Genomic DNA, 17,389 nt, shown 5'->3' with positions numbered 1-17,389 from the left:
AGGGGATCGAGAACTTTGCCTTGAACCGCGCAACGACAGTTTGTATTGCTGCGTTGCGCGGGATCAGGGGCGGTATAGGTTGTGAAGTGTCAGAAAAATGAAGGCCAGACTCGCAGCAGAAAGCGTTTGCAGGGCTGAAACCAGCGTAATGGAAATATCCGGGGGTTCCGGCACAGAACCCCTATTAAGAAACTACTTAATATAGTTCAAAGGGTGTGTAATTTTTCTCAAGTTGATAAAAATCTTTCTCAACTTCATATTGATGTTCACTCCATAGCAGAATCCCCAGAACTCGGTCGCCACAACTTACGGGATTTTCAATTTTATCATTAGTTGTGTTCCTCCAGAATAACTCATAGCTTCCTTGTATATCGATTGGGTTTATACATTTTTTAATGACTCCTTTGACAGGAGGAAAGAAAATCCAGGCGGCACTATCTTTGATAGACACTGAAATATCTGAAGGTATTTTATTCAACTGTGCCATAAAATGCATCTCCTCAATATTAATCCCGGATGCTTTTTCATACATTTTAGGTGTAAACCCACCTGCAGCTCGCGCTGCAATTTCCAGGAAAATAATCTGGCCATCATGACGAACAAAGACCTCATGATGAAAAGCGCCATCAGGCAATGTAGAAAAGGATTTCAGTACAGCCGCATTAAAATCCTGAAGTTTTTTGTATTCATAAGCACTCTCATTTAAAATAATACTCCCCATCGGAAAACCATATAAAAGCTCGGCATTAGGTCGATTGTATTTCCCGGTAAAACTAAAAACTCTTTTTCCTTTTTGAATAATAGTATCGATGTGATATAGGGTGCCAGAAATATATTCATCTATTTCATAATTACTGCACTCTACATGTTCTTTGCACCATAAAATAAATTCTTCTCGATTATCTATTTTTCGTGTGCCAACACTGCCCGTAGAATCGACTGGTTTTGTAAATAGTGGATAAGAAAAATTCATTTCTATCTCATCGATATATTTTTCTTGATAGTTACTATAATATTCATTATCAAAGCGGGTGTGTTTGTGAGTAGTAATCCCTGCCTTTTTTATTATTTCTTTCATCACCAACTTGTTAACAAATGGTAATATCTCATTTGGTTTTATTCCCTCAAGACCGAGTTCCTCCCTCAATTTGGCTGCAATCATCAAACTATATTCATCTTTAGCAATAAGACGTAAATCCTGAATGCTGTGTATTTTTATAATATCCAGTACCGCAGAGTGACACTGAATATAATCAAAATTTTTTAAAAAATTTATGGAGGAGAAACATGACAGATAACTACCGGGGATATTCCCCTTTATCTTAACATCTGTAATAAGATGAAAAATGCATCCCTCCCCCTCAATATTAATTAATGTTTCCCAGTCTGCGTTGAAACTCAAACTATAATGAACAACAATAACATGTCTCATTTAGATTCATTCCTTTTTTGGGTCGGTTATGGTCGTTTGTATTGCGCGAATCCAACTAAATTCCAATGAATTTCAATTCATCATTATTTACAAAAAGTTCATTAACACATATTATTGTGTGTTCGATTGGTTGCATTAATGACAGTTTGTAGCAATATAATTATCAGACAAAAAACAGACAAACTAAGGAACAGCACTTCTGGATTGCAGCGATCAAGTATTAGCCCTCCATATATTGGGGCAAGTGCAGTACCTAGCATATATATATTTGCCGCTCCATAATAACTTCCTCGCAATGACTCAGGCGTTAATTTATCTACCGCTATACTGAACGTTGGGAAAACGACTAACTCACCAAGGCTGAGAGCTACAGTGGCTAATACCAGTAGATAGAATTGTGTTAGCGGTGAAAATGCAAATAATAGCTGAGCTATTAACATTAGCATGATACCAAACATCAAGCGGACTGTAATGGAGTGATGTTGTAATATGCTTAATAAAGGAAACTGTGCAACAATAATAGTTAGGGAGTTAACCGTCACGAGTAGCGCAATCGTTGACATGATTCCAGAAATATTACTCCTGGTCAAATACTGAATTAACGAGGAGTCAAAACTGGCATAAATAAGCGCTGCCAGCATATTACATAGTAATAGTAGCGTAAAAATACGGTGGCAGACCATTTGTTTGATAACAGTCATAAAGCCAGGTGTCTGCAGAGTATTTTTCTTAACATGACCATTTGCAAGCGTAATTCTTGACAAGAGCCCCCATAATATCACACCATAAATGAAGTAAATTGTAGCGGTGGTAAAAAATGTCACACCATGCTCACTGATCCCTAGCGTCATACCAATTAATGAACCAATCGCAGCCCCGACATTAATAGCGTAATAACGGCAATAAAATGCAAGCTCACGTGAAATGGTATCAGTGATACGATCGCCAATAAGTGCTTTGCAACTGGACTCTAATATTACGCAACCTATACTGACCCCAGTGATACCGATGCCAAACACAATCGGCTCTTTGGCATAGCCAAGCACGCAGAAAGCCAGAGCACTCAAAGTGGAACCACATAGTATTAAACGCTTTCGTCCGAAGCGATCAGATAACCAGCCAGTATAAACCCCACTTATCGCTCCACAAATAGTAGCGGCAGAAAGCAATGTGCCAATTGCAGTAGCAGAATAGTGAAACTGTCGGTAAAGAAGAACGCTTAAAAAAGGCCACACCATAAAATACGCCCCCCTTGCGAATAGAGATCCGACCAACATCACATGAATCTCTACAGGAAGCATACGAAAGCGAAAGAGAGTAAAAATATCTTTTCTCATTATGCAATCAACCCAATATGATATACATATCATACAAAAAATAACTTATTAAAACTGCAGTAAAATCACCACTTAAATACTTCATTATTGCTTCCCTGACACGCTTAACATTTCTATTTTTTAGTACTGAATTCTGTTGATTAAGTGTTATTGCTCTTTCCATATAAAATACACAAGTTATTTTAAGATAAAAATGAAACATCACAAAATAGCCAATTTCTTTCTATTTTACTGAGCATACCTATTTCCCTATATGGAAGAATTACAAATATTCTATTCCTTGGTATAAATAGACCAGCTTTAGTTCCACGTACTTTTGAAATTTCCGGCATTTCTGCTCGGTATTTCCGGTTGAACCGTTCGGGAAAGGCATTCTGCGTTGTCTAACCTGACTTTATAAAGTCCAGCTGACCTGCCCCCCGTTAATTAGCACACTCCGATGTCAGTAATGTCTTCATAAGCCACATGACAGGCGGGTTTACCGGCTTTATCACCTCAACGGTACGGGTTTAAAACGCAGGGCTGGCGACAGAGCGGCACTTCTACGCCCGGATGCGCCGAGCCTGATCGTTGGATTTTGTCATGGATGCACTCGCCAGTGATCGCCGGATTAAGTACCTGACTTGCGTGGATGACTTCACAAAGGAGTGCCTGACGATCACTGCTGCGTACGGAATTTCGGGCCATCAGGTATCGCGGATACTGGACAGCATTGCGCTGTTTCGTGGCTACCAGGCAACATCGATAAGGTGATATTGTAAGCACACCCGTTTTAGTTCCACGCACTTTTTGAGATGTCCGGAGTTTCAGTCATCAGCCGGTACTCTTCCGGCGTCAGGTTATTCAGAGATTCATGGGGCCGTTCGCTGTTATATTCAGCCAGCCAGCGCTCTGTAATTTCCCGTGCTTCATTCAGCGTTCTGAATAAATAAAAATCCAGTATTTCTGTCCGGTACGTCCGGTTAAAACGCTCAATAAAGGCATTCTGCGTTGGTTTCCCTGGTTTGATAAATTCCAGCATCACACCATGCTCTTCAGCCCACTGCGCCAGCGTCAGCGAGACCAGTTCCGGCCCGTTGTCCATCCGCAATTTCAGCGGCTAGCCCCGGTTTGCCACGATCCTGTCCAGCACCCTGACCACCCGCTGTGCCGGGATATTCAGATCGATTTCTATTGCGAGAGCCTCTGCCGCAGACCAGCGCATCGAGCATAAAATCAATGGACCAGCTCACGCTTTTTCGCTGGTTTTAAAGCTTTTTTTCGATGACGTCTTTAAGTGCCCGGCATTCAGGGCTGAGATCAGCAAACATCTGTTTGAGGCGCCGGTTTTCATCCTCCAGGTCTTTCATCTTTTTGATATCAGAGGCTTCCATCCCGTCAAACTTCGCTTTCCAGTTGTAATAGCTGGCTTCCGAGATACCGGCTTCGCGGCAGACATCCTTGACGGTACGTCCGGCTTCGACGCACTTCAGAACGGCAATGATCTGGTGTTCGGTGAATCGGGCTTTACGCATGGTGATCTCCTCAGGGGACATAATCAGTATGTCGGAAGATCTCTAAAAGTGAATAGTTCGTTTAAGCGGGATACTTACAGTACTGCTCTTCAGCAGCCATTGAATATACTCGCGCTGACTGCCGGAGATCCCGCTCGGCTTGAAAACCTTCGTCAAACAGCCGCCACAGCAGGATGACGGTTTCACCCGCCATAGGCCAGTTCCAGCGTGGACTGATAATCGCCCAGTTGGGCATTAGCGCTGACCTGCGTTTCAGCCCGATGATAATTTTGTTTAACCCAACTGAGCCGATGGCGGTAAGATCTATAATAGATAGCGCTATTCTTTTTCTGAGAGGGATGATGTTATTAGATGGTTAAATTAAAAACTTAATGTTACAGAGTGTTTTTTTGTAAAAAATTATCTAGCTGTGTGATGGCAATAACACAAAATAAATTTCGATAATATAATTTGTAACAATAGTAATGATGTAAATATTAACATATGGAAAATTTAACATATCAAAAACAAGCAGAAACGACAGCTTCTATCAAAATAAACAACGCTTATACTCATAAACATTTGATAATTTATACAGACAAATGTGACATGACAATCTATCGGTCTGATGAAACTTTGTTTTTCAAGCAAGGCATGTTAGTTTTTATTGAGCGTGGAATCCGGTATCGTATTGCCATAAAAAAATATAATTTGAATAGACCGCCATTCCAATGCACTAGCATTGATAGTGAAACGCTTCATTTACTAAAAGATATAATGCATTCTTTATATGCATATAAATTAGATGAAAATACTTTGAATAGAAAGACCAGTGATAAAATAATTGGTGTCAATACCTGCGATGATTATGTAAGCCTTTTGGATAAAATAAACAAAACATCTGACAAAAGAATTCAAGCAATAAAATTAGCCTATCTGATAACTAAAATGCCGATAAAAGACAGCCTTATATATTCATTGTATATTTCAGCAGCTTCAACTTTTACCGACAAAGTTAGAAGACTTGTTTCTGAAGATCTATCCAAAAAATGGAGGTTAAGTATTATTGCTGATAAATTCAATATATCAGAGATAACTGTAAGGAAACGATTAGAATGTGAGCATACATCCTTTAATCATTTGCTTTTAGATTTAAGAATGAATAAAGCCATGCAATTACTTTTAGAAAATGAGAAACAGATACATCAAATATCAAAACTGACTGGTTTTTCGAGTACTTCTTACTTTATAAAATTATTCAGAAGTTATTTTGGCGTCACCCCCAAACAATATATGATATATTTTAGGAGTTAGACTAGCTATAACTCATAATAGGTTCATGGTGTAAGCACACCCATTTTATTTCCACGCACCCTTTGAGATCTCCGGGTTTTTGGCCTTGGTCCCAAATCAGAGATCTTCGTCTTTTTTGCAGACTCCGGATAAATTCAGTCGGAGCCATGCCATTTAATGATGAATGCGTTCTCTCATGATTATATCCCCTGCGCCAGTTGTCGGGTTTGCCTTGCGCATCTTCCAGTGACAGGAACCAGTGAATGTTCAGGCATTCATCCCGCAGGCTACCGCTAAATGATTCAATAAACGGATTATCTGTCGGCTTTCCCAAGCGAGAGAAGTCCATTGTCACCCCGTTTTCATATGCCCCTTTATCCAGACTCTTCGGGATAAACTCTCTGCCATTGTCCGTCTGAATACATACCGGTAAACCGTTATCCAGCACCCGTAACCCTGACCAGAAATCCTGCGCCATTCAGAAACAGAATTCCGGCATGATCCATACTTCCCTGAATGGTGGTGGTACCGATGAAAAAATCACGATTCACCGAAGAGCAGATTGTCTTTGCCCTGAAGCAGGCCGAACTGGGTACGCCGGTGCCGGAAGTCTGCCGTAAGCTGAGCATTTCCGATACCACATTCTATACGTGTCGCAAGAAATACGGCGGTATCTCGCCCTCAGAGCGGAAGCACATGCGCCTGCGTATCCGTGAGATCACGGAAACCCGCCTGTATTACAGTTACCGGTGGGTTCACATTCTGCTCAGGTGGAAGGGCTGGCGGGATAACCATAAACGCATTTATCGTCTCAACCGTGAGCAGGACCTGTCCCTTCGGCTCAAACGCTCCCAATGAAATAAATTAGCACAGCGCCGCCAGCCTCAGCCCCTGAGGCCTGTATCCGAACCATGCCCGGGGATCTGTTTGGGACAGAACCTGCGCTCAGACGCCCTTTACCACAGTTACTGAAAACTGATAATGGGTCTGAATTTGCAGGAAAAATGCTGGGCAAGTGGGTGTATGAGCGTGGAATGCGCATTGACTTTTCCCGGCCGGGAACCCCGACAGATAATGCCACGGTGGAATCCTTCAACGGCAGGCTGCGCCAGGAGTGCCTGAACGAGAACGGGTTTGTGTCGCTGGAGGATGCGCGGTACAAAATCGAGGTGACGCATACACTATAACCAGAGGCGTCCTCATTCTGCGCTGTGCTGGATGACGCCATCCGAATTCGCTGGGCAGTCTGCCAGTTGCCAGAATATGCAGCCGGACTGAAGTCGGTTATTCCTGAGATAGTATATCGAAAAAAGAAAAGGGCTGAGTATAGTAGAACGATAAACTCAGCCCTAAATTTAACTCCAGGCAGAAGATTTACTTAATGTAACTCGTCTAACTAGTGAAGTTTAAATAATTATTTAATAGTTGTAGTGATTGCAATATTTGCTACGTAGTTACCTGATGCAACACTAGTATTTCCTTCGGCTGTCACAAAGTTTAGCGGCAGGTTGTCTGGCAGCAACGACCCGTCAGTAGTTCTGACCGTTGTATTACCGATATTTTTATCAAGCGTGATATCGGTATTGTTGGAGGAAATTTTAGTAGCGAATTTAGAGTCAGGACTCGTTTGATTAGCAAACGTCACGATGCCAGTTTTTGAAGCATCGTCAGCATCAGCACTAGTAATAGTGGCCGTTTCAATACTTGTGTTTGAAAGAGTAAGAATACCGACCAGTGTATCAGAAGCAGCAACATCCTTCGGTGCTAAATCTGGTTGGGCCTGCCAAACCGCATCAATCGCTGCAGGAGCCTTAACCATAACTGAAAGTCGTTTAGTGGTAGTCGGCCCGGTCGCAGCTAAAGCCACAGCACTAATAGCGGAAATGGAAATGCCCAGAATAGTTTTAGTAATGTTCTTCATGATGTGTTGTTCCAATCTTGATTAAATTAAAGTACGTTACTGGTCAGGTTAACATCAACATAATACTCACCCGCACATGCACTGGTGGCGCTCATTGTTGATACCATTTTAAAAGAAAAATTTTCAGGAAGCGTTGCAGCGCCATTACCCGGGGTTAAAGTAACACCCTTTGTAATATCTGACACGACCACATCATTGCCATCTGCGCTCTGCAGATTCGTCTGTACTTTACAAGTAGCGTTAGCATCCATAAAAGTAAATGCACCGCTGAGAGCGCCATCCACAACATTACGAGCTGAAAGCATGGTAATATCGCTAAGACTTGAAGTTTTAAAACTTAAAACCCCAATTGTTCTACCAACAAGATACCCCTGATAAATATCCTGTGCAGGCTCAAAGTCAATCGATAATTCTGGTTGAGACGTTAACGTGGCTGTAAGCTCCATGTTTTTAGTCGGACCTTGTGCAGCTAAAGAATTGGCACTCAACGTTAAAAGAGCCAATGCTATGATTGATTTTTTCATTAGAATACCTCTTTTTATAAGTTAACTGATTGATGATTTGAAACAAACATTGCCTACCATTGTTAAGCAATGTTTATTTATGATATATAATGCTTGATGAGGGTTATGATATCTTTTTGATATTTTCACTTACATGCATGCACCTGCCACTCCCTTATAAACCCCTGCTATATTTTTATCGCTTACAACTTTATAATCAACAATGCATTTTTTATTTTCTTCGCGTCCCCACACAACCTCAAGACTGCCTCGATCCTGTGAAGCATCGAGATAAACCTGACCACGTTCACCAACAATGGCTGTATTTTGGTTGTTGTCTCTCATCGTTACGATAGCGCCAAAAGGAATCTCATCCCCATTACTTTTATTTAATGTAAGTACTATTTTTTTACCTTTCTTCACATTGTAAGAGGCTTTTACGATAGCCCCACTTGTAGGAACAACTGAAGTTGTTGTTACATCTAATGATGCGTCTAAGGGCAAGGTTGTTGGGTCAAGAGAGATGATGTTGTATTGATAAGGCACAATATGCCCAGTTAATGCTTTTCCATGCCTATCAGTTTCTACTCCCCCCCAGCCACGAATTTTTGTGTTTTCGGCACCTTTTGCTTCTATTATAGAAATAGTGTCGCCAACTTGCTGTCCGAAAATGAGACCGTCATTATAGAGCACCATACTCCCCTCTATACCACCATGAGTATGGTTATATATTTCAGACCTGGAGTATCCAGCATTTATTTTTGCATACTTTGCTTTATAAGAACCATACAAAGAAGTGGTGGTTCTGTCATTAGCGGTTGTGTAACTCTGGTTTATATTCCATGATATTTTATTCTCATATCCGGACCCACTAATCCCTAGCTGATGATAATCACTCCTGTTTTTTTCTGATGCAACGTTGTAGCTCAGGGATTGATTATTTGAGAATAAGTTTAATGGTATATTAATTCCAATATTAAAAATTGTATCCTGGACCCTACCTCCATTAGTGGTGACCATATCATTTTTTATAAAGCTCCCTGTTAAAAAAGCCTTATTATTAAAAATAGGCGCGGTATATGTTAAGCTATAAGAATCTGTTTTTTCATTGCTAGCCCAATAATTTCTCCATGCTCCATTCAGGCTTAGACTTCCATATATTCCAAATGACTGAGAAATAGATGCAGAGTACTCATTTTTTACACTCGAATGATAGGTTGAGTTATTATAATTTATAGCATCCCTAAGCGAAGACACACCATGCTTGTCCTGACCTGAGGCTGAAAAAGAAAAGTACGTATCTGTTTCTGTAATATTTTTATTATATCTAACCTCCCAGCTTTTATTTTTGGCGCTTTCAAGATTATTATTTTTAAATAAAGACTGTTCAGAACTGATTGATAACGCGCCTAATTCTCCAAGCATTTTACCAACACCAAACTCTATTGACTTATAAAAATCAGAATATTCTGTTGATGAGAATATCGTAAAATCATAAGGTAATCCGTGAACTAATGATAACTGCGCGAAGTTATTCTTAGATTCACTTATCTCGCCAATCGCAGCTTCATAATAAGTAAAATCTTCCCGAACTGCTATCGCAGGCACTGTAAAAGGCACAAGGATATATTGAGTTGAACCATTATCCTCAATTACCTTAACATACAGATCATTATTTGAACCTGATAATATATAATCTGATATATTAAACTCACCAGCAGGAACAACAGTGCTATATATCATTAACCCATCCTGATATATCTCGACTTTAGATTGGGTTTTAGCTCCCCCCTTTATTATTGGAGCATATGACCTTTCTGAGTAGGGATACATATTCTCATCTGTTTTCAATACAACACCTTTAAATTTGAAATTATTAAAGTTTTTAAGTGGAAAATAAGCATCCCCAATAAATAAACGACTTTTGATATTACTCAAGCCTCTGTCTGCATAAAGATAATTATTATCCCATTTACTTTCTCCATTATCGTTCCTATTCCAAAGAGCCTGAGTCCTGATGCGCCACGGACCTATATTCAAACGTGGTTGAATGTTTGCATATTGTGCATGCTTACTCCCCCCACCGCCAAATGAGTAATAATCATCACTAAAATAATAACTAGCAAAAAAAGCATTTTCACCTTCATCCCAAGATTGAATAGGAGCAATACCTTTCTTTTTTTTAGAAAGATATTTTGGCGAGACAAATACATCTAATCTTTTTGCATAGAAATCAAATTGTGTCTGAAGGTTCAGATCGTCTTCACTAACTGCACATTCATTATCATTTTTAGCCGTATTAACACCTAATTTTTGTAGCATTGAGTAGCTTATACAAATCTTTTCACCCATTTTTTCACCGAAATCAAAATAGTCCTTAGAAACGTACTCCCCATTTAGGTAAATGCTTACATAATAACGGCCAGGTGGATAAGAGTTAGACTCTAAGAAGGTCAAGTCAATATTATTTGACTCAGGCAAAAAAAATTTATCAAATGAATATTCTTTTGATTGTGCAAATTTCCATGAGCACAGTAAAACCAGCAATAACATTTTTTTCTTCATTTAGGCTTCGTGAATACATCCCGTTTTACAATGACATCTCTTATTTTGACATTAACAGTAGACAACAGGCTGATGTCCCTTTTTTCTACAACTAGATCTGTAGGATTTGTATGAGATTTTCAGCCCCCCTGAAGTTTTGGTCTTACCGATCCTGGTCAATTAACTGGACGTCATTGCAACCCTTTCAGCACCCACCCTTTTTAAGCGTTAATGTTTATCGGTATCAGGAATTAATACAGCCTAATACTAATGTGCTATGCCGTATTTACGACTATTGACTGCTTATTGTCAGTATCAACTTACTCGCCTTCACTACAATGATTCTGGATACATTTAGTTATGACCGAATCACATTAAATGTCGTCCTTTTTAATTGCACTAATCTCACCAAAATCACCAATGATAGACCATGCCAAATTACCTTTTTCAAAATTTAAATTTTGTATTAAATATTTTTTTTCTTCAAAAGGTGGTAAAACACCAGGAGTCTTAATTGGTTTATTGTTGATAGAAGCATTTACGATTGTTAAATAATATGGCGTTTTATTTTTCGCCACCAGATAGTTATCTTTGAAGGTCCATTTTATTAGATTTTCATCATTAACATTTAGCTTTGATATAGTGTTTGGGCGTAGAATTAACTTTATACATGTGTTAATTGACACATTTATTTTCATGCTTGTTTGTTTTTTATCATCATTCACCCAAAGATCGTCTGATTTAGGAGGAATTCCTCTTACACAAAGAGTTTTCATTGATTCTTTGTCATTAGGGTATGAACCACTAATCCTAACTATACGTATATCAGTTTCTCTTTGCGCATCTAATCTAAATATTGGAGGTGTTATGATGAAATCAGAATCTTCTTTGCTTTCTTTGTCATAAATTTTAGAATGGATTAAAATAGGATATGTTTGTGGGTTTTTTACCCTAATGCTTTCCCCATTACCATTTAAATCATAGATTAATCTGGTTGCACCCAAAATTGCTTCAAACTTCTGTTGACTAACATTTTCAGCTGCATTAATAGGGCTACAACCAATATACAAACAAAAAAAATATATAGCTCTAAATCTCGCGATGCTCATACAACCCTCATCAAATAAGAAAATGTTATTTGATGATATTCTTTTCAAATATCAAAAATGGATATAAAAAAAACGATCACCATTTTCAATAGCTATTCAGCATTAGAGTTATTTTTTTATCTAATAATTATACGAGAGTGACGATTATTTGATTAAAAGTGTTTCGATTGTACAGGTGCAACCGGCCATCATTTATCAGCACCCTGTAATTTTTACTGTTTGGATATTAGCTTTCTATAACCGGGTATTTATTATCATTACCCAGTATAAATAATATTACCCTTGATTTTTTATTAAAAGTTAACTCACTTATTCAGATGCCCATCATTATTGTTCATTGCAATCCTGGTGACAAAATGAGTGCCATGTGACCCTGACCCCGAATATGATCCAGCTGTAATCAGGAATAACCGGCTTCACATGTTGGCTGCATATTCTGGCAACCGGCAGACTTCTCAGCAAATTCAGATGGCGTCATCCAGCGACACAAACCCGTTCTCGTTCAGGCACTCCTGGCGCAGCCTGCCGTTGAAGGATTCCACCGTGGCATTATCTGTCGGGGTTCCCGGCCGGGAAAAATCAATGCGCATTCCACGCTCATACACCCACTTTTCCAGCATTTTCCCTGTAAACCCGGAGCCATTATCCGTTTTCAGTAGCCCGGGATGAGGACGCCTGGGCGTAAGGCATGTGGGTTTCAGTGATCTCGCAGTTTGAGCCACCTTGATTCATGAACCATTCCAATAATCAATCAACATTTATGGCAACCACGAAGTTTAGTAGTAGTCTGACTAACCACTTGATCTGATATTTTACAGAAGTAAAATTTCAATACACTCACCGTTCGTGTATCGGATAATGTTATCTACGCGCAATATTTCAGAACTACCTTTAAGCATGCTGTACAGATGATAAAACCTTAGCATTATTTAAATTTTGGTAATAGAATCCCAATTAAATTATAAGTGAGAAATATATGAGAGATATAAAAACCTTCTTAACTGACAATAAAATATATTTTGAAACTTTGGCTGCAACGACTATTTCATTATCCGCCGTTGCGCTTTCCTGTATGGCAATTGTCGTTTCGTGTAAATCTAACACCATAGCTGAAAACTCATCCCAGGTGAGTAAAATCCCATACCTCCCTAACATCTCAGCCTATTTTCGCCTCGATAAGAGTAAAGATGGTAAAGGGAGAACAGAAACTCTGGTCATAAATAATTCGGGTGATGTTATGTATCATTTTACATCTTTCCCGTTCGCTTTTATAAAATTAAATGAGCTGGAATTAATCACACCGGGAATGGAGCGTTCTTCACCTGAATTAAAAAGCGTTGAAATACCATTAATCAATTACTTTCCCTCTCTTACATTTGTGTCAAATATAAATAAAGGCGTTTTCTCTGAATTAACGATTGACAACACGCAAAAAATGGATGAAGTAATAAATGACTTCTCTGCCGATTATCGCACATATGATAAATCTATGGGGGGAAGTATTGAAAGATATTTAATGGTAAAATATGAGGATAAATTCTCGGAGGAACATACAGAATTTTTCAGTTTTGAAGCATTTGGTACATCTGTACCAATGAGTATTGATAAAGGAAAGGAACTGCTGTCGAGGTATGAGCAATTGCAGAAACAAAGTGGTAATTATGTGATTTATAATGAAGCAACAAAAAATGATCTGATAAAAATCTGGCAAGAAAAAGCAAGTAACCATTCATCATCCGACTAGTAATTGTACTTACCGTTACGCAAGTAGCACATTGTTTCAATACCAGAACAGTACATTAAGGCCTGGCATTCTTCCGGGAGTTTTCCCTGGTATGCATGCTGCCTGTTCTCCCGATTCCTGCTGCCTGCAGAGCACCCTATTGCATGCAAATAGCGGTGAACCAGCTGGTAACCCACGCGACCGCTCAATGAATAGCTGTCGCGGAAAAGCATCAGCAGCCAGTGATTATCCGGCTCTCCCGCAGAAATAAATAATCACGCTGAAGCACGGTTTTGCTGCTTCCTCCGTTCTGTCCAATTTTTCACACGGCATATCAGTTTCCTGCAGTGAATTCCCCGGCGTTGCGTTACATCCGTAAGGAGAATCTCTCACTGCGGAGCCATTATGTCTGGCCGGTTGACCTTTTTACTTCCCCTGCTGCTGTGCACCGTATTACCGGTAAGCGCCATCACTACGCCGGAAATCGCGGCCTCCGCCCTGTCGCCGGACTGTGTGAAATACCGGGTAGTCGGGATGTGTTACTGGTTACTCTGCACACCGTTCGGCTGCACAGTACGCACCTCAGTAAAAATCCAACATTTCCGGCCCGATCTGGTGATATCGGCCTACAGCGCAACCGGGGAAAATCCGTGGTCGGAGATGTCGCTGCTCAGCCCCCCATTGCCTGGTATTGCTGAAGGAGGTGGCGATACCCATCCCCGGGCGGCTGTATTGTTTGATCTCGTTAAGCAGAACGCTTGCCTGGCGAGACAACGGTACCAGATGCGTGGAGCGCATCTTCGCGCCGCGGACAGAGTGTTTCACGCCCGGAATCGGCTTCCGCTCGGCCGGGATCGTCCACATCGTTATCCAGGTCGATCTCTTCCCAGCGTGCAAAGCGCAGCTCGCTGGAACGGATGAACAGCAACAGCGCCAGTTTCACCGCCAGTTGGGTTAACTTGCGGCCTTTATAGTCGTCAATACGTTCCAGAAAATTAGGGATGAGGTGGAGATCCAGCGCCGGATGGTGTCGTACCTTTGCGGTAGCAACCGCTCCGGTTAAATCTGCGGCAGGGGTATGATCGATAATGCCGTTCTGCACCGCGTAGCGCATCACACAAGCGGTGCGCTGTTGCAGGCGGGAAGCAACATCCAGTTTGCCGGCTTTTTCTACCTCTTTGATAGGGACCAGCAGATCCATCACTTTCAGTTTGGTTATGTCGCGGTCGCCATTGGTGGGAAAAACATACAACTCGAAATAACGCAGCACCCGCTTTGCGTGTTCCGGCGTCCATCTCAGGTTGCTGGCGACCCATTCGCGCGCCACGGACTCGAACGTATGGAGTGGCACTCCGCCGCGTTTTTCCTCTCTGCGTTTTTCCGCCGGATTAACACCTTCATAAATAAGCCTTCTTATTTCTGCTTGTTTCTCTCTTGCCTGTGCGAGGGAAATCAGCGGATAAGGCCCTAATGCCATGCGGTTCTCTTTGTTTCCAAAACGAAATTTCAGGTACCACAGCTTAGAACCACTGGGATTCACCTGAAGGTAAAGACCGTGACAGTCAGAAAGCCTGTATGCCTTGTCAAGCCGCCTGGCATGCCGGATTGCGAGATCTGTTAGTGCCATTTGGGGGTTACTCCTTTATCGAACCGGGATTGCCCCCTTTTTTGCCCCCAAATCCCCTGGATGCCAATGGATGAAAAACGACCACCAAGGAAAATACCTACACTACAAAAGCAGGTGTAAAGATAAGAAATTATCTTTATTAAACAATGAAATATGTACGAATATGGACGACAATGGACACAAAAAAAGCCACCCGGAGGTAGCTCATTTTTGCATCACTTGGTGCGAAGGCCGGACTCAAATCATTTCATATGACAATGAAAATAAAGGAATAAATAAAAACAAACTCTTGATATGCCCCCTTTTGTGCCCCCACAATTTTTTTCGCCTCAGAGGCATGTAACTGTTTGAAGTAAATACGTGATAGTACTTTTTTGCTCAACTCGGTTAGGTTCCGTCAATCGGATCCTTACCAGAACGGATTTAACCAGCCATAAATGATAGTGCCGCTTTGATGTAATTTTCCTCTGGTTTAAATCTCGACATATGGCGAACACAAATTACCGGGATGTTTCTGCCGTTGAGTTTGGCTATAAAAGCGAACGTGGTGTGATAGCCCTTAGAGTGAGAATATTTTAGCGTGGAAGCATCGCCAAAGTGTTCAAGTAATAAACTCGCGGCAGAAAGCGTTTGAAGACTATTGCTATACGCAACAATGATCTCGGGCTCACTCAGCGACATCGTTACTTGTTCGAAAAATGCCATTGAGCTTTTGATTATTTCTTTCACAGTCATGTTGAAATGCTGCGCTTCCTCCCGAAGCGTCGAAGCATTACGGGAACACATCATCAGCGCGTTGGTATAAATAACATCCTCCCAACTATAACCGAGGCTACCAGGTATTTGCTGTAGCCTTTTTGCCAGGTGCGTTATCCCCCACTTTCCCTGAATACCCTGCTGAACACCAGAAATAAGAGGGTAAGCGTGATCCCGTAGAACCGACTGAGCATTAGTCATACAGGCATCTGCTGACGAGCCGTTGAAGCCCATCATAACCAGCCGTTTTCTGGAAGGTGGTGCGGCCAGAAGTTCAAAAGCACAGTCATACGGTCTGCCCGGTAAATTCGCCAGCCCCAGACGTGATAGCCCCGTTAAAATATAATCTCTTGTCTTATCCATCAAAAAATTGTCCATCAAAGCTGTTATTAAGATCATACGCGAAAAAAAGTTTTTTTCCGATTAACTGGTCACACTGTTCACCTGCGATAATTTTTCTTTATTTTCAAAGGCATGAGTAATGAATACATGGTGAAGAGTGAACAGTGCATTGTTCACCTTTGTGTCGGTGGGAATAAAAAGACCGGCAGGAGCCGGTCTGAGTGGGTTATTTCACTGCGGGTTCGTCGCACTTCGTAGCCAAGCTGGCAGAGTCTGAATGAATTCGCTAATCAATTGAATTAAAATATTTTTTAGTGAATTCGACTTGAATTTGTATACCTAAGCGTATACCAATGCTTATATGTCATTCACAAGCTGACTTATTGAGTTTTTCGTCTTATTTTTATCATTAAATAACAATAGCATAAGCATCATAATGAGAGTAGGGAATGCAATCTACCACTTAAATGCGGACTTTAGCCATTAAAAATAAAGTGTATGGTCGCTTGATTATCAGTTTTGGTTAAAAAGCATTCTAACCAGGTGACGTTTTGTTATAATATTTTCAGGTTGGATATTATTTTACATTCCGGCGATAAAGGGGATGAAACGATGGGAAAGCGAAAAAAACCATCTGGAACTAGTACATCAGTACAAATCACTTCCTCAGGAACTTGCATTAAAAAAATAGACTACCCTCCAGCAAAGGGCGAAATTGAGTTACTGATAGCAGAATCATTCTGCGAGGGAAAACCTGCGCTAAATCCCCACATTGCACGTTATGGTAGTTTCACCAAACTTGAACCTCAACACGAGAACAGCTTGGATTTCCAAGTCACAACAGAGAAAAAAGGTCAAAGATGGCTCGAATTAACAGAGTTTGCCCCGTTAGAAAAGTTCGGTGGTAAGTATGGGAATATACCTGCTGCATGGAATGCTGAAGATATGATTGCTTCATTTTTAACCCTTATTAACAATAAAAAAAATAAATGCTATGGTGATGAGGTTATTTTGCTTATTTACATTACACACGACACATTATTTGTCCCTCCTCCAGTTCTTCGGTGCATTCGTAATCGTTTGGAATCCTTAACCATTCCATTTGAGACTATATATTTTATGTCTCCCCCATCGAAAGTATGGCAATTATATCCTAATGATATTAAAGATGATGGGCCTGTGTTATCTTTTGGGTCTTCTAATATAATAACTTGAATGATTTCCTGCATAAGTCTGTATTGCTTCGTTTTCAGGAGGTTAGGGAATGTAATACTTTTTTACCAAGCGCGATATTTCTATATATGTAGTA

Annotated in this window: 12 protein-coding genes and 6 pseudogenes; 6 read left to right on the top strand and 12 right to left on the bottom strand. The window is 40.6% G+C overall.

What is annotated here, in order from left to right:
* Positions 1 to 196 precede the first annotated feature (196 nt).
* Both C0557_RS01800 and C0557_RS01795 read right to left on the bottom strand, forming a co-directional pair.
* Positions 197 to 1,432 carry an acetyl-CoA carboxylase biotin carboxylase subunit family protein gene (locus C0557_RS01800; protein WP_208657282.1) on the bottom strand — a complete coding sequence of 412 codons (1,236 nt, stop codon included), beginning with the start codon at positions 1,430 to 1,432 and terminating at the stop codon, positions 197 to 199.
* A 101-nt stretch (positions 1,433 to 1,533) separates the two neighbouring features.
* Positions 1,534 to 2,769, bottom strand: coding sequence for an MFS transporter (locus C0557_RS01795; RefSeq protein WP_208657281.1), 1,236 nt, complete (start codon positions 2,767 to 2,769; stop codon positions 1,534 to 1,536).
* Positions 2,770 to 3,221: 452 nt separating this feature from the next.
* Between C0557_RS01795 and C0557_RS01790 the strand changes: the two are divergent.
* Positions 3,222 to 3,510 (top strand): annotated as a pseudogene (locus tag C0557_RS01790) (IS3 family transposase); the annotation flags it as partial.
* A gap of 31 nt (positions 3,511 to 3,541) precedes the next feature.
* On the opposite strand, the pseudogene C0557_RS01785 reads toward C0557_RS01790, so the two are convergent.
* A pseudogene (locus C0557_RS01785) lies at positions 3,542 to 4,283 on the bottom strand (integrase core domain-containing protein).
* Positions 4,284 to 4,344: 61 nt separating this feature from the next.
* Complete coding sequence (locus C0557_RS27550; RefSeq protein ID WP_256371248.1) at positions 4,345 to 4,476, bottom strand: hypothetical protein; 132 nt, start codon at positions 4,474 to 4,476, stop codon at positions 4,345 to 4,347.
* A 290-nt stretch (positions 4,477 to 4,766) separates the two neighbouring features.
* Between C0557_RS27550 and C0557_RS01780 the strand changes: the two genes are divergently transcribed.
* Positions 4,767 to 5,576, top strand: a complete 810-nt coding sequence (locus C0557_RS01780) for a helix-turn-helix transcriptional regulator (RefSeq protein WP_208657280.1) — start codon at positions 4,767 to 4,769, stop codon at positions 5,574 to 5,576.
* Positions 5,577 to 5,688: 112 nt separating this feature from the next.
* Here C0557_RS01780 and C0557_RS01775 read toward each other — a convergent pair.
* Positions 5,689 to 5,988: pseudogene (locus C0557_RS01775) on the bottom strand (integrase core domain-containing protein); the annotation flags it as partial.
* A 98-nt stretch (positions 5,989 to 6,086) separates the two neighbouring features.
* Here C0557_RS01775 and C0557_RS27570 point away from each other — a divergent pair.
* Positions 6,087 to 6,833, top strand: a pseudogene (locus tag C0557_RS27570) (integrase core domain-containing protein).
* Positions 6,834 to 6,969: 136 nt separating this feature from the next.
* On the opposite strand, the gene C0557_RS27260 reads toward C0557_RS27570, so the two are convergent.
* The 5 genes and pseudogenes from C0557_RS27260 to C0557_RS01745 all read right to left on the bottom strand — a co-directional run.
* On the bottom strand, positions 6,970 to 7,476 hold the full coding sequence (locus C0557_RS27260; RefSeq protein ID WP_217273281.1) for a hypothetical protein: 507 nt from the start codon (positions 7,474 to 7,476) through the stop codon (positions 6,970 to 6,972).
* Between the two features lie 26 nt (positions 7,477 to 7,502).
* Entirely contained in the window at positions 7,503 to 8,000 is a 498-nt protein-coding gene (locus C0557_RS01760) for an outer membrane usher CS3-2 domain protein (protein ID WP_208657279.1), read from the bottom strand.
* A 129-nt stretch (positions 8,001 to 8,129) separates the two neighbouring features.
* The gene (locus C0557_RS01755) at positions 8,130 to 10,544 is read right to left on the bottom strand and encodes a fimbria/pilus outer membrane usher protein (RefSeq protein ID WP_208657278.1); all 2,415 of its coding nucleotides are present in this window, start codon (positions 10,542 to 10,544) and stop codon (positions 8,130 to 8,132) included.
* A gap of 353 nt (positions 10,545 to 10,897) precedes the next feature.
* Positions 10,898 to 11,632, bottom strand: coding sequence for a fimbria/pilus periplasmic chaperone (locus C0557_RS01750; protein ID WP_208657277.1), 735 nt, complete (start codon positions 11,630 to 11,632; stop codon positions 10,898 to 10,900).
* 470 nt (positions 11,633 to 12,102) lie between these two features.
* A pseudogene (locus C0557_RS01745) lies at positions 12,103 to 12,306 on the bottom strand (integrase core domain-containing protein); the annotation flags it as partial.
* 302 nt (positions 12,307 to 12,608) lie between these two features.
* Between C0557_RS01745 and C0557_RS01740 the strand changes: the two are divergent.
* Together C0557_RS01740 and C0557_RS01735 are read left to right on the top strand one after the other, a co-directional pair.
* On the top strand, positions 12,609 to 13,376 hold the full coding sequence (locus C0557_RS01740; protein WP_208657275.1) for a hypothetical protein: 768 nt from the start codon (positions 12,609 to 12,611) through the stop codon (positions 13,374 to 13,376).
* Between the two features lie 384 nt (positions 13,377 to 13,760).
* Positions 13,761 to 14,081: pseudogene (locus C0557_RS01735) on the top strand (TraU family protein); the annotation flags it as partial.
* Positions 14,082 to 14,100: 19 nt separating this feature from the next.
* On the opposite strand, the gene C0557_RS01730 reads toward C0557_RS01735, so the two are convergent.
* Positions 14,101 to 14,982 (bottom strand): integrase arm-type DNA-binding domain-containing protein, encoded by an 882-nt coding sequence (locus C0557_RS01730; RefSeq protein ID WP_253073770.1) that lies wholly within the window; start codon positions 14,980 to 14,982, stop codon positions 14,101 to 14,103.
* A gap of 423 nt (positions 14,983 to 15,405) precedes the next feature.
* Positions 15,406 to 16,101 (bottom strand): hypothetical protein, encoded by a 696-nt coding sequence (locus C0557_RS01725; RefSeq protein WP_208657274.1) that lies wholly within the window; start codon positions 16,099 to 16,101, stop codon positions 15,406 to 15,408.
* Between the two features lie 591 nt (positions 16,102 to 16,692).
* Between C0557_RS01725 and C0557_RS01720 the strand changes: the two genes are divergently transcribed.
* Positions 16,693 to 17,295, top strand: a complete 603-nt coding sequence (locus tag C0557_RS01720) for a hypothetical protein (protein ID WP_208657273.1) — start codon at positions 16,693 to 16,695, stop codon at positions 17,293 to 17,295.
* Positions 17,296 to 17,389: the final 94 nt, after the last annotated feature.

This window comes from Kosakonia sp. MUSA4 (assembly GCF_013085925.1).
Taxonomy (GTDB): domain Bacteria; phylum Pseudomonadota; class Gammaproteobacteria; order Enterobacterales; family Enterobacteriaceae; genus Kosakonia; species Kosakonia sacchari_B.
This window is presented reverse-complemented; position numbering and strand designations above follow the sequence as displayed.